Annotated in this window: 19 protein-coding genes and 1 tRNA gene; 19 read left to right on the plus strand and 1 reads right to left on the minus strand. The window is 55.6% G+C overall.

Annotated features, from left to right (window positions below; translation table 11 throughout):
- Positions 1–161: 161 nt before the first annotated feature.
- Positions 162–247: transfer RNA gene (locus PG418_RS06045), tRNA-Ser, on the minus strand.
- Positions 248–360: 113 nt separating this feature from the next.
- Between PG418_RS06045 and PG418_RS06050 the strand changes: the two genes are divergently transcribed.
- From PG418_RS06050 to PG418_RS06140, 19 genes are all read left to right on the plus strand, one after another.
- Positions 361–681 carry a helix-turn-helix domain-containing protein gene (locus PG418_RS06050; RefSeq protein WP_005933190.1) on the plus strand — a complete coding sequence of 107 codons (321 nt, stop codon included), beginning with the start codon at positions 361–363 and terminating at the stop codon, positions 679–681.
- Between the two features lie 19 nt (positions 682–700).
- Positions 701–1,516 (plus strand): hypothetical protein, encoded by an 816-nt coding sequence (locus PG418_RS06055; protein WP_498837211.1) that lies wholly within the window; start codon positions 701–703, stop codon positions 1,514–1,516.
- 186 nt (positions 1,517–1,702) lie between these two features.
- Complete coding sequence (locus tag PG418_RS06060; RefSeq protein WP_498837212.1) at positions 1,703–2,965, plus strand: SUMF1/EgtB/PvdO family nonheme iron enzyme; 1,263 nt, start codon at positions 1,703–1,705, stop codon at positions 2,963–2,965.
- 129 nt (positions 2,966–3,094) lie between these two features.
- Entirely contained in the window at positions 3,095–3,685 is a 591-nt protein-coding gene (locus PG418_RS06065; protein WP_498837213.1) for a 3'-5' exonuclease, read from the plus strand.
- Positions 3,686–3,690: 5 nt separating this feature from the next.
- Positions 3,691–4,446 (plus strand): spore cortex-lytic protein, encoded by a 756-nt coding sequence (locus tag PG418_RS06070; protein ID WP_118607898.1) that lies wholly within the window; start codon positions 3,691–3,693, stop codon positions 4,444–4,446.
- Positions 4,443–4,694 carry a DNA-binding protein gene (locus PG418_RS06075; RefSeq protein ID WP_118607963.1) on the plus strand — a complete coding sequence of 84 codons (252 nt, stop codon included), beginning with the start codon at positions 4,443–4,445 and terminating at the stop codon, positions 4,692–4,694. The genes PG418_RS06070 and PG418_RS06075 overlap by 4 nt, the downstream gene beginning before the upstream one ends.
- Positions 4,666–5,322 carry a host-nuclease inhibitor Gam family protein gene (locus PG418_RS06080; protein ID WP_118607899.1) on the plus strand — a complete coding sequence of 219 codons (657 nt, stop codon included), beginning with the start codon at positions 4,666–4,668 and terminating at the stop codon, positions 5,320–5,322. The genes PG418_RS06075 and PG418_RS06080 overlap by 29 nt, the downstream gene beginning before the upstream one ends.
- Before the next feature lie 11 nt (positions 5,323–5,333).
- Positions 5,334–6,164 (plus strand): ERF family protein, encoded by an 831-nt coding sequence (locus PG418_RS06085; RefSeq protein WP_009299106.1) that lies wholly within the window; start codon positions 5,334–5,336, stop codon positions 6,162–6,164.
- The gene (locus tag PG418_RS06090; RefSeq protein WP_118607900.1) at positions 6,157–6,558 is read left to right on the plus strand and encodes a single-stranded DNA-binding protein; all 402 of its coding nucleotides are present in this window, start codon (positions 6,157–6,159) and stop codon (positions 6,556–6,558) included. The genes PG418_RS06085 and PG418_RS06090 overlap by 8 nt, the downstream gene beginning before the upstream one ends.
- Before the next feature lie 86 nt (positions 6,559–6,644).
- Complete coding sequence (locus PG418_RS06095; RefSeq protein ID WP_173878889.1) at positions 6,645–7,511, plus strand: LvrA C-terminal domain-related protein; 867 nt, start codon at positions 6,645–6,647, stop codon at positions 7,509–7,511.
- On the plus strand, positions 7,508–8,191 hold the full coding sequence (locus PG418_RS06100) for a replicative helicase loader/inhibitor (protein WP_270609818.1): 684 nt from the start codon (positions 7,508–7,510) through the stop codon (positions 8,189–8,191). Before PG418_RS06095 ends, PG418_RS06100 begins: the two co-directional genes overlap by 4 nt.
- Positions 8,188–9,078 carry a DNA-methyltransferase gene (locus PG418_RS06105; RefSeq protein WP_498837214.1) on the plus strand — a complete coding sequence of 297 codons (891 nt, stop codon included), beginning with the start codon at positions 8,188–8,190 and terminating at the stop codon, positions 9,076–9,078. The genes PG418_RS06100 and PG418_RS06105 overlap by 4 nt, the downstream gene beginning before the upstream one ends.
- A complete protein-coding gene (locus tag PG418_RS06110; protein ID WP_498837215.1) occupies positions 9,075–9,584 on the plus strand; it encodes a type II toxin-antitoxin system PemK/MazF family toxin in 510 nt (169 codons plus the stop codon). The genes PG418_RS06105 and PG418_RS06110 overlap by 4 nt, the downstream gene beginning before the upstream one ends.
- Complete coding sequence (locus tag PG418_RS06115) at positions 9,581–10,120, plus strand: DUF7768 domain-containing protein (RefSeq protein ID WP_498837216.1); 540 nt, start codon at positions 9,581–9,583, stop codon at positions 10,118–10,120. Before PG418_RS06110 ends, PG418_RS06115 begins: the two co-directional genes overlap by 4 nt.
- Positions 10,117–10,725: a Holliday junction resolvase RecU gene (locus PG418_RS06120; RefSeq protein WP_004220590.1), complete on the plus strand. Its 609-nt coding sequence runs from the start codon at positions 10,117–10,119 to the stop codon at positions 10,723–10,725. The genes PG418_RS06115 and PG418_RS06120 overlap by 4 nt, the downstream gene beginning before the upstream one ends.
- Positions 10,722–10,928 (plus strand): single-stranded DNA-binding protein, encoded by a 207-nt coding sequence (locus PG418_RS06125; protein ID WP_270466918.1) that lies wholly within the window; start codon positions 10,722–10,724, stop codon positions 10,926–10,928. The genes PG418_RS06120 and PG418_RS06125 overlap by 4 nt, the downstream gene beginning before the upstream one ends.
- On the plus strand, positions 10,925–11,290 hold the full coding sequence (locus tag PG418_RS06130) for a hypothetical protein (protein ID WP_270466919.1): 366 nt from the start codon (positions 10,925–10,927) through the stop codon (positions 11,288–11,290). Before PG418_RS06125 ends, PG418_RS06130 begins: the two co-directional genes overlap by 4 nt.
- Before the next feature lie 14 nt (positions 11,291–11,304).
- Entirely contained in the window at positions 11,305–11,592 is a 288-nt protein-coding gene (locus tag PG418_RS06135; RefSeq protein ID WP_118659692.1) for a DNA gyrase, read from the plus strand.
- Between the two features lie 4 nt (positions 11,593–11,596).
- Positions 11,597–12,199, plus strand: coding sequence for a YfdP family phage-associated protein (locus PG418_RS06140; protein ID WP_498837217.1), 603 nt, complete (start codon positions 11,597–11,599; stop codon positions 12,197–12,199).
- Positions 12,200–12,206 lie beyond the last annotated feature (7 nt).

The raw sequence follows: 12,206 nt of genomic DNA on the forward strand, positions 1-12,206 counted from the left end.
GAGTCATACCCTCCCTGATTTGGAACTATCTATTTTCCGACAGTCCCTTGTAAAATAATGTAACTTCAAAGGTAAATCTTACCTTTTTTCATTTCACCTTTTTACTCCCCAAAAACCAAGCCGAACAATAAAAAAAGCAGAACATATTGTTCTGCTTCAACCGGAGAGGGTGGGATTCGAACCCACGCGCCCTTTCGGACAAACGGTTTTCAAGACCGCCTCGTTATGACCACTTCGATACCTCTCCGCATTTATTAAGTTGTTGCTGTGTATCAGCGACAAGATAGATAATATCATAGTGATACATTATTGTCAACACTTTTTTTAAATTTTTTTCAATTTCGGAAAAGATAATATTAAATGCGAAAGGAAGCGAAAGCCTCCGGACGCATTATTTTTTTACCTGAAAAGCACAGAAAGAGAGGTGAGAACGTGCGAAACTACCGATATTTGACATTCGGCGACCGCGAGAAAATCGAGACGGAATACGCAGCCGGAGGACGTCCGGCCGACATTGCGATCGACCTCGGCGTCCATGTGGCGACTATCTATAAAGAACTGAAAAGAGGCGACACCGGCCAGCTCGACAAGAACATGCGCCGAGAGTATAGCGCCGAACTCGCCCAGCGCCGACTCATTGAGAGCTTTAAGTGCCGCGGGCGAAAATCCCCCACTATATAAAAAAGAAAGGAGCGACAACATGGCAGCATTACACGAAATAGCTCGGCAGTACGCCGAAGAAATCCGCGACGGTATAGCGTGGGTGATTATATGGAAAACTGGCCGAAGCTGGCACGCTGAAAGCGTCTGGCTCAACCAAGACTCTGACACCTTCGAGCTGGAGGATCTGAGCACTGCCGCCGAAATTTTGGAGCAGGATCCGAACGCTGTCATGGTGAACGGCTACTACTGCGGGCACTTCGGCGAGAACATGACGATCGCAGAACTGGAGGCTGGTATTCTCTGGCACTACGAAGGCGGCTGCAATCTCCTGAAAGACTCAACAGCCTTCCCTCCTGAGCCAATACCTCGCCCGGAAAATCTCCCGGCAGATATGCCATGGTACGGCAAGGAAACCACTGAGGAACCGGATCCATATATATTCGACGGCTACATGAGCGTCGAGGACTACGAGAAACGCCAGCAGCTCATAGCTGCGGATCAGGCGCGAAGCGATCCGCTCCCGGACGAGTCGCCACCAGAACCTCAGCACACAGAGCTCACGATCCAGATCGGCCCACCTGCCGCAACTGCCCTGCTCGGCGCTCTCACCGACGCAATAAAGGCAGCAGCTCACGCAGTCCGGCAACTCATGGACAAGCTCGCGGAGCGGTTCCGGAAGTTCCGGCAATACGCACGAAAGGCCGTGGACACTTTTGTGGACTCCCTACTATATAGAGCCAACACCCACCCGAAATGGTGGCACCTATACAAACACGCACGGAAATGGAGAACCCGGAAGAAATACAAGCGGCTGCTTATGAGGCAGCTATGCAGCAGGCTGGCCGCTGGATAGGAGGTGATCCCATGAACGACTCGCGAAACCTAAGCGGGCCCGTACTCATGCCCGGCGCGACGGCTGCCGCTATGAAGTATGCCAAGAGTGCGGGCTGGACTGGAATGTAAGCAAGCAGGCGGTGATCCCGTGGTACGGCTACAAGTGCCCGATCTGCCGCAGCAAATACAGAAAAGGAGCAAAACCATGAGAAACGAAGTAATTTACGACAAAAACGGGCGCCCGGACATTATGGTGGTTTTTAAACCGTCCGAGCTGGGACTCCCTGACACCCTGAGGGGCCGCAAGGTTAAGGAATACGCGATCAGCAAGTACCAGAACACATTGATCGACGGCGTTCCGTACTCTCTCCCATTTATGAAACCGGCTGTGAATATCAGCCACGACGAAGCGATCCGCCTCTGCGAGAGCAAGGGCGAAGGCTGGCACCTGATCACTAACGACGAATGGGTGGCTCTCGGCTTCTGGAGCTGGGACAACGACACCATGCCGACCGGAAATACTGCGAGCGGAAAAAGCCACAGCCACCCAGAACAGACCGGCACTACATACGAAGGAGGCTGCGGCAAGACGTTGACCGGATCCGGCCCGGTTCAGTGGAATCACGACGGCACGGCCTACGGTGTAGCTGACATGAGCGGTAACATCTGGGAGCACGTCGGCGGCGTTCGGTTTATGGACGGTATGCCGCAGGTGATCCCGAACAATGGCGCAGCCTATGGCGCGGATCAGTCCAAAGACTCTCCAGAGTGGGAGGCAATCTACACCGAGGACGGCGATCCGGTTTACTACAACGTACACAACGGCGAGATCACACTCCAGCCGGTACACCCGGACGGCACCGACTATGACGGCGTAAAGTTCACGGATCTGGAAGTTCGCAGCGACATGGACGCACCGGACAGGCTGAAAGACCTCGGCCTCTATCCTGCCGACGACTACGAAAGCGACGAATACTTCTGGCTCGACTCTAACGGCGAGCGGGTTATTTATCGCGGGGGCAACTGGAGCAACGGTTCGAGCGCTGGTGTGTTCTGCCTCGGCGGCGGCGACTCCCGCGGCGTTGCGCACACGGGCCTCGGCTTCCGTGCCGCTTGCGTTCGGTTTATCTGCGACTCTGACACTCTGGACGATCTGGACTCTGACAAGAAGCAGCCAGAACCAAAAAAGCGTAGCATTTTAGCTCCGGACTTTATCGGACGGATCAAGCAGGCACTCGCCCGGCAGTTTCAGAAGCTCTACGAAGCCGCACACGGCGAGGATCCGGAAGGCTTCGCTGAACTGGCCGAGAAGGCAACAGACGAAGAACTCGCCAAGGCTGCAAAACTCAGCGCCACACTGGCTCAGGTGAACGCAGCCGTGGATATGTACGAGCTGACCGCTAAGCAGTTAAAGCTCGCAGCCACAACCTCGATCACAATCAAAACGGAGGTGAACGACCATGAATGAGCTCCGGGACATATTCACGAAATACAAAGCAGTCGTATTTTTTGACACTGAGACAACCGGGCTCGAAGCTGCCAGATCATTGAACTGGCAGCGATCAGAGTCGAGAAAACCGAACGGGGCACCCTCCGCATGGCCGACAGCGCCGACGTGTTCGTGAAGCTGCCGGAAGGTGAGCGGATCCCTCAGAAGATCGTCGAGCTAACAGGAATCACAGACGAGCAGCTCGAATACGAAGGAATCACCGAGGCTGAGGCTGCCGCTCGCTTCACTGAGTTGATCGGCGGCGGCCGCGTCCTTCTGGTAGCCCACAATGCACAGTTTGATCTCCTGTTTACTGCTGAAATGCTCCGGAGACACGGAAACGGTGGCCCGGAAGCCCTGAAAGCTGCCGACTATCTGGACAGCCTAACCGTTTACAAAGACCGCCGGGCATATCCTCACAAGCTGGCGAACGCGATCCTCACCTATAAGCTGGAGGACAAGGTTCAGAACTCCCACAGAGCGATCGACGACGTGGCGGCACTGTTTGAGGTGTGCAAGGCCATGGACGCGGAACGCTCCGATCTTCTCAGTTATGTGAACGTGTTCGGATATAACCCGAAGTATGGAGTAAGTGGGAAACGGATCGAAAAGGTGGCCTACTGGCCACAGAATTTCAACAAATACATGCAGGCTCCGAGCTATACGCTCCCGGCCAAACTCAGACAAAGAAGGAGGTAACAGAAATGCGAAGCAGCTCGCTGAAAGTATACAGCCCGGTGGAATACACCGGGTACAAAGAAAAAAGAAGCGGCCACCCGTCGGAACCGGGAAGCCGCACAGGCAATCGAAAAACCACGCGAAAGCCTAAGCCTATTTTATACCGGCTGCGCCGTTTTTGCAAGCGCCTGAACTGGAAAAGGATCGGCGGGCTGGCAGTCACCACAGTGGTGATCGTGTTCGCAGTACGCGGCGCCGTGGGTATGTTCTCGGAACACACACAGACAAAAAACGCCCCGACCGCAACCAGCAGCCCGGCGGCCGAAGAACCTCAATCCTACGTTTTCTACTACAAAGACGGGCAGGCCGTAAACTGGGAGGACGTCACAGACGCATGGGCCGCAGAGGCAGGATTCCAGAAGCGCTACACTCTCACCGACGCCGAGCGACTGGAGATCGCTCAGGTGCTCACAGCCGAAGCCGGAGGCGAACCCTTCGCCGGAAAGATCGCAGTAGCTCAGTGTATTCTCCAGACCTGCGAGGACGAAGGGATCCGACCGGACGAAGCGCTGCGCGTGTACGCATATAGCAAGCGCCGACCGGAGCCGACTCAGGAAGCCCTCGAAGCCGTGCAGGACGTGTTCGACTTCGGGATCGTGGCAACGACCGAGCCGATCAAATACTTTTACGCTCCCGCTCTCGTGGACAGCGAGTGGCACGAGTCCCAGATCTATGTAATGACCATTAACGGACACCGATTTTTTAAGGAGGCAACCGAATGAATAACGAAAACAAGCCAAGCGTGATCGCAGAGCTCACGGCTGCACTTGCCAGCATGGCGGAACGTGCCGCCGCTGCTGAGGCCGAAGCCGAGCAGTACAAGAAAAGCTCAGGCGAGTGGTATCAGTTTTTCACCAGCAAAGACAAGGAACTGAGAGACACGCAGGCAGAACTCCAGAAAGCCCTCGAAGCTCTGGAAGCAAAGGAAGGAGAACAGAACCATGGCAACGACAAAGAAAGCAATAGCTGAGGCCGAACAGGCCGCAGAAATCAAAGAAGCAACCGCAGCACCTACCGCAGAGCCGGAAGCTCCGGCCGTAACACTGGACGAGCTGGAAGGCATGGACATGAACATGTTCGATGTGGAGGAAACCGAAAGCGCTCCGCATCCGGTATGGCGTATCACTGACGACGGCTGCGCCGACTGGGCCTGCCAGAAAATCGCAGAAGAAAAGGCTGAGCTCGACCGGATCACCTCACTGGCAGACAGCCAGATCGAAAAGATCCAGCAGCGCGTCGAGGCAGCTCAGCGCAGATATGAAAACGGCACCCGTTTTCTCACCGGAAAGCTCGCGGAATACTTCGAGACAGTTCCACACAAGACAACCAAGACAAAGCACAGCTACCGCCTTCTCTCCGGCACTCTGGTGAAGAAAATCGGCGGCCGCACCATGAAACAGGACGACGACGCACTGCTGGCCTACCTGAAAGCCTCAGACAACGAGGACATGATCCAGACCACAGAGAAACCAAAGTGGGGCGAGTTCAAGAAGCGGCTCGAAATCGTAGGAGGCCAGATCGTAGACAAAACCACCGGCGAGCTGGTGGAGGGCGTGCAGATCATTGAAAAGCCGGACACCTTCACGGTGGACGTGTAAGGAGGTAGCGCATGGCAACAACCAAGGACACAACAGCAGCTAAAACGGCCACAACCCCACCGGTACCGCTGACGCTGCAGCAAAAATTCATCAAGCTGCGCGAAGCCGTTCCCTCTATCACCCAGAAGGCCCACAGCGACGGCGTAAAGTACAAGTTCGCGAAGATCTTCGACGTGTACCAGCTTCTCACTCCGGCCATGAATGAGTTCGGCGTCAATTTTGACATTGTAGGCGAGCAGGCAACCCGGCACAGTGAAAACGGGGATCCGATCTACTACTCCAACTTCACGCAGCACACCAGAAACGGCGACCGCATTGTCTGGGTGTACGAGGCCGACCTCACGATCCGCTGGACGAACGCAGACAACCCGGACGAGACTCTGGAAGTTACCCTCCACGCGATCGGAACGAATGACGGAGGGCCGGACAAGGCCAAAGGCTCCGCGTGGACGTACTGCCTCAAATACTACCTGTTCGAGAAGTTCGGCATTGATCAGGGCGACGACGATCCAGACATGAGCGACCACAGCAGCGAGCCCCCTCAGCAGAGCCAGAAGCAGCACACAGGAGCTCAGAACGGGAACCGGCAGGGAAACACCCAGCCGCAGGCGCAGAACGGCCAGACGGGGCGCTCAGGCGCCGCACGGCCACTCTCAGACGCTCAGCTCTCCCGCCTCTACCGTAAAGGCGAGGACGCCGGGTACTCTCAGCAGTCGATCAACGACTGGATCCTGAAAAAATACGGACAGCAGGATCCGCACAACCTGACGCGGGCCCAGTACGACGAAGCCTGCGCCGCTATGGACAACGCAAAGCAGCAAGGAGGACAAGACAATGCTTAATCATGTGGAGCTTCTGGGCCGTCTGGCTCAGGAGCCTGAAATCAGATACACACAGGGCGGCACACCGGTGGCGAGCTTCGACCTCGCCGTGCAGGTACCGAGCAAGAACAAGGATGCCGCTCCGGACTATATCCCGATCGTTTGCTGGAGAGAACGCGCTGAGTTTTGCGGCCGTTACCTCTCCAAAGGCCGCCAGATCGTAGTCGAGGGCCGGATCTCAACCCGTAAATGGAAGGACGAGAAAACCGGACAGAACCGCAAAGCCGTGGAGGTCACGGCCTCGAACATTTACTTCGCAGACAGCAACGGAGGCAACGCAAATGGCAATTCTCAGCCCGCCAACAATGACGGATTCATGGACATGCCGGACGACGGACAGCTCCCTTTTAACTAATCACACCGACCGGAGGACGACCGGAGGACAGACCGACGGAACTCCACGGCCAAACCAGAAACAAACCACGAAAGGAGGTGCCGACAGTGGCATGGATCCAAATTCACCAACAACTGAAAGACCACCGCAAGGTACTGGCTGCTGCTGACGAGCTCGACATTGAACCGGCTCACATGCTCGGCCTGCTGATCTCGTTCTGGCTCTGGGCCATTGATAACGCACCGGACGGATCCCTCGCTGGAATATCCGACAGAATGATCGCAAGAGCGGCCCAGTGGGACAAAGATCCGGAGGAATTTGTGGCCGCCCTGACCTCTGCGTCTCTGCTGGACGCAACAGAGGACGGCGTTCTGGAGATCCACGACTGGAGCGAGTACACCGGAAAGCTGATCGAACAGCGAGAAAATGAGAAAAACCGTTCGAGAGCCCGCCGCGCTGCTGCTAAGTCAAACGACCGGAGGACGACCGCCGGACAGTCTGCGGACGCAAGCAAGAGCGACCAGAAAAAGACCGCAGGTAGAGTAGACCAAACCAGAGTAAACCAGAGTAGACCAGAAAATAAGGGGGATACCCCCATAACCCCCGCGACCGAGAAGCAGCCAAGCGCTCAGGAGCGACGTTTCGCAGAGTTCTGGACTGCATACCCGAAGAAAGTCGGCAAGAAAGCCGCACAGAAGGCATGGGAAAAGGCAAAGCCTGACGCCGAACTGTTCGAGAAGATCATGCAGGCAGTGGCAACAGCTAAAACCTCGGAACAATGGCTGCGAGAAGGTGGCCGCTTCATTCCCAACCCGTCAACGTGGATCAATCAGGGGCGATGGGACGACGAACCTCTCCCACCTGCCGGATCCGGAAGCTATCAACAGCGACCGGGTGGAAATTGTGGAAAACCTGACACCATGGACGTACTCGCGGGGATAATCGCAGACGAGGAAGGAGGCTTCGAGATATGACAAAAGCAGACGCGGCTCGACTGGTGGCGATCGTCGTCACCGCCTACCCGAATTTTGACAAGTTCAAGGACGCGAAAGCAATCGAGGCCACGGTGAACCTCTGGGCTATGATGTTTGAACAAGACGAATCCGGGATCGTAGCGCTGGCGGTCAAAAAACACATTGCAACAAACAAATGGCCGCCGAGCGTGGCCGAAATCCGGGAGATCATGCTGGAGATCCAGCACCCGGAGCTCATAGAGCCGGACAAGGCATGGCTGGCCGTGAGCGACCTCATGTACAGCGCCGGACAATTCAACCACGGAGATCTCTCCCGCCAGCTCCCGCCTCTGGTGGCGCGGGCCGTTGAGTCAATCGGCTGGACTTCCCTCTGGGAAATGCACCGCAGCGCATACATAGGCGGCAAGCCCGGCATGGATCGGGTAGCCTTCATGCAACAGTACACGCCAATGTACGAACGGGAAAAGGCCCGCAGCATGACACCGGCACAATTAACTGAGAAGATCGACAACGTGGCCGGATCCCTTCCAGACAAAGGCCAACGCCTGATCGGGTACCGAGAAAGCGAACGCCGCAGGAAAGAGCAGGAAATAGCAGCGCTCACCCGCGGAGCCCTTCGGCTGGATAACCAGATCGCCGAAAAGACGAAGCTCGAACTCAGAGGGGAGGTGCTGGGATGATCCTACAAGGCGACGCACTGGAGGAACTCAGAAAGCTGCCGGATAAATGCTGCAGCGTCTGCGTAACTTCACCGCCCTACTACAACGCCAGAGACTACGGAGCAGCCGATCAGCTCGGAACCGAAAGCTCTCCGGAGGAATACATCCGCAAGCTGGTGGAAGCCTTCCGGGAAGTCGCCAGAGTCCTGAAAGACGACGGCACCCTCTGGCTGAATATCGGCGACAGCTACGCGAGGCATATCGAGGACGGAGGGATCAAACGCAAGGATCTGATCGGGATCCCGTGGCTGCTGGCTCTGGCTCTCAGAAGTGACGGCTGGTACCTCCGGGCGGACATTATCTGGAACAAACCCAACGCCATGCCGGAAAGTGCCAAAGACAGACCAACAAGATCTCACGAGTATGTTTTTTTACTCAGTAAAGCGGCCGCCTATTACTACGACGCCGAGGCCGTCAAGGAGCTGGCCGTCGGGTACGATCCGAAAAAGCCCGGCCGGAAGCGCGGCAACGCGAAAACCTTCCGCGGCGGCACTGCCTACACTCACGATCAGGCCAAAGCCAACAGCGCCGAGGTGGATCGAGGCAGCCACGGGCTCCAGAGAAATGAAACCGGCAAACGAAACCGCCGGGACGTCTGGACGATCGCCACACGGCCATATAAAGGCGCCCACCTCTCCACGTTCCCGGAGGAACTGGCCAAGATCTGCATACTAGCCGGGAGTAAACCGGGCGACACGGTTCTGGATCCATTCTCAGGAAGTGGAACCACAGGAGCCGCAGCCCTCAAAGAAGGGCGGAACTATATCGGGATAGAGATTAACCCTGACACCTGCAAAATACAAGAGCAGCGACTCGCTGAGGCTGCTCAGGAAGGAGCCAAACCATGAGACGCGGTGAAATTTATTATATCGAAAGCACATACCGGGAAACCGGAAGCGAGCAGAGAGGCGGCCGTCCTGCGGTGATCGTCTCTAATGACAAGAACAACGAAAACAGCGAGGTTGTGGAAGTGGTATACATGACCACCAAACCAAAGAATGACCTCCCCACTCATGTATTTATCCGGAGCGCACTCTCCCCTTCTACCGTCTTATGTGAACAGGTAAACAGCGTAAGCGTGAAAAGGATCGGGACGCTGATCGGAAAATTGACAAAGAGCGAGCTCGCAGCCGTGGACTCTGCTCTGGCAATCTCTCTAGGGATCGACTTCATGGATCCGAAGCCCGCAGCCAAAGAAACGGAGCATTTACTGGAAGAAATAAGCAAGCAGCCACTCCAGATCGCCCAGCAGGATCCAGACATTGAAAAGATCAAGCTCGAAACTGAGCGCGATCTCTACCGGAATTTATACAATGAGCTGCTGAGCAAAACCATGAAAGGAGTAAGCGCATGAGAAAAAAACTGGTTTACATCTGCTCCCCGTGCCGCGGGGACATTGAAAAGAACATAGAAAAGGCCCAGCGTTACTGCCGCGAAGCCGTCGAACTCTGGGACGACGTGATCCCGATCGCGCCACATGTATATTTTACCCAGTTCCTCGACGACACCAAGCCGGAGGAACGCACCGCGGGCATGGACATGGGCCTCTCACTTCTGGCTATGTGTGACGAGCTCTGGGTTTACGGTATCGAAAATCCGAGCGAGGGCATGAGAAGCGAGATCGAATACGCAAAGCAGCACCAGATCCCGATCCGGGACGCTGCCGAGCTTTACCGGAACCGCGAAGCCGAAACACTTCCGATCGGTGACGCACTGATCGTTCTCCCTTCTCACGTCGGGCACCTGAACGGAGTCGCTGCGATCGAATCCACCACCGTGCGGATCAATGGTGAAATGATCTTAGACCTTGCGATCGAGCTCAGACGACACCCCGGCCACGACATCACACTGGAGGCCGACAAAGGCGCAGGCTCGGAGGTAGATCAATGAGCTGGGACACAGTTCCGGGAAGAAATGGCGAAGGCTACCCGGATCCAACAGCCAGCACAGCCCTTGCACGGGTGCAGCATAGCCAGAAAGGACTCCAGAGCAAGCGAGCCGGTGAACACTTCGAGAATATGATCACCGCAAGCCTGAACTGGTACTGTGACAAGGGCGTGGCCTTCGTTGAAAAAACTCCGGAGCCCATGAAGCCGCTCAGAAAGCCAGATCGACAAGGCCGGTTTCTCGCCTGCTACACCAAAGCCGGGCAGCCAGACTTCAAAGGCACACTCACCGGCGGCCGGGCCGTGGTATTTGAGGCGAAACACACCGACAGCGACAAGATCGACCAGAGCCGCCTCACCCCTGAGCAGGTGGAAAGCCTGACGCTCCACCACAAACTCGGAGCTGCTGCCTTCATCATGGTGAGCGTGGGGCTGGAAAACTTCTACCGGGTACCGTGGGAAGTATGGCGAGACATGAAGCAGATCTACGGGCGCAAACACATGAAGCTCGAAGATCTGGAACCGTACCGCGTGCAATATATCGCCGGGATCCTCAAACTGCTGGAAGGTGTGGAGATCGACTACACCGAGGAAGGAGGCACGCCATGAAATGCGAATACTGCGAGCTCCGCAGAGTCGGGCCTTTTGTAATTTCAAAAGCCTGCGCCATGCTGAGCGGAAAGTTCATAAACAAACAGACGGGCGAACCGTTAAAAATTTGTATGCACCACATGGCCTCCCCAGATCCGTGCATGAATAACGGTATCAACTGCCCCATAAGAAAAGCAACCACCAAGAAGGTGGCCAGATGATCGAGAACTACACCAGACTATCTTCGCGAATATTCACAGCAACGGTGGTCGGAAAGGATCAGAAGGGGAGAAAAATCACAGAAGGCGTGGAAACGTACAAAACGCCAAGCGGAGTATACGAGATCAAAGACTGGGCCCGGCACGTTGAAAAGGCGGCCGAAGCCGACGGCCTGCTCCCGTTGCTGGAACAAATAAAACAGCATGTGAAAGAATACGCATGGATGAAAAACGCCAGCGACATAAATGTGCTGATTTTAGCGGCTGAGTGCCTGACCGGGCACGCTTATGAGCACTGGGAAGGCTTTACCGTACCAGTGAATACACAGGCAGACGAAACAGGACAACTTACATTTTGTTTTTAGTAAAGGAGGAAACCATGGACGGGATCACTAAACAGACACGCCGCCAAAGTTACGACGGCATACGAACACGCAGCGGCGAGCGCTGCAAGCTAATACTGGAAACCCTCGGAAACCGGTCAATGACCGTGGAAGAAATCACCGACGAGCTGGTGGCTGCTGGCCACCTGAAATACTACGACCGCAACTTCGTGGCGCCGAGACTCACAGAGCTGAAAGGCGCCGGAGTTCTGGAAGTCGTCGGGAAGAAACCGAGCAAAAGAACCGGAAAAAATACAGCCGTATGGGCTGCGGTAAGGAGGTAAGCACATGAAAAAGCAGAAAGTACAGGCAAAGATCAACCTCGAAGCTCTCGCAGGCGGAGCCTTCGCCGAGAAACTCAACGAGGCACTCATGCAGGTGGCTGAAAATATTCAGAATCCGAACACAGAAGCAACCACTAAGCGCCAGATCACGGTAAATATTAAATTTACGCCGAACAAAACCCGCCAAATGGTAGGAACCCAGATCGCTGTCACGACCAAGCTCGCAGCTACCGAAGCAATCGACACGCAAATGGTGATGGGCGTCAATATGAGAACCGGCCAGATCGAGATCGCCGAATACGACGGGCAGATCCGTGGACAGATGGATCTCTCCGACTTCACGGACGCCGATCAGGATCAGGAACCAGAGGAAACACAAGCTGCAGCTCCTACACCGGGACAGAATCCGACCGGCAAGCCTCTGGATCTTAAAAACAGGGGAAAACAGGCACCTGCTGCCGCTACTGAATTAGTTCCGGGCCGTGACTACGATCCGGACACCGGCGAGGTATACGAAACCGCTGGACAGTCTACGGACGACCGCCAGACAACCGGCGGACGCAATAACATGAAGGTGGTAAAAATCGCACCAGCAAAAGAAGCATAAGGAGGTC

The organism is Bariatricus sp. TF06-38A (assembly GCF_027690675.1).
GTDB lineage: Bacteria > Bacillota > Clostridia > Lachnospirales > Lachnospiraceae > Allocoprococcus > Allocoprococcus comes.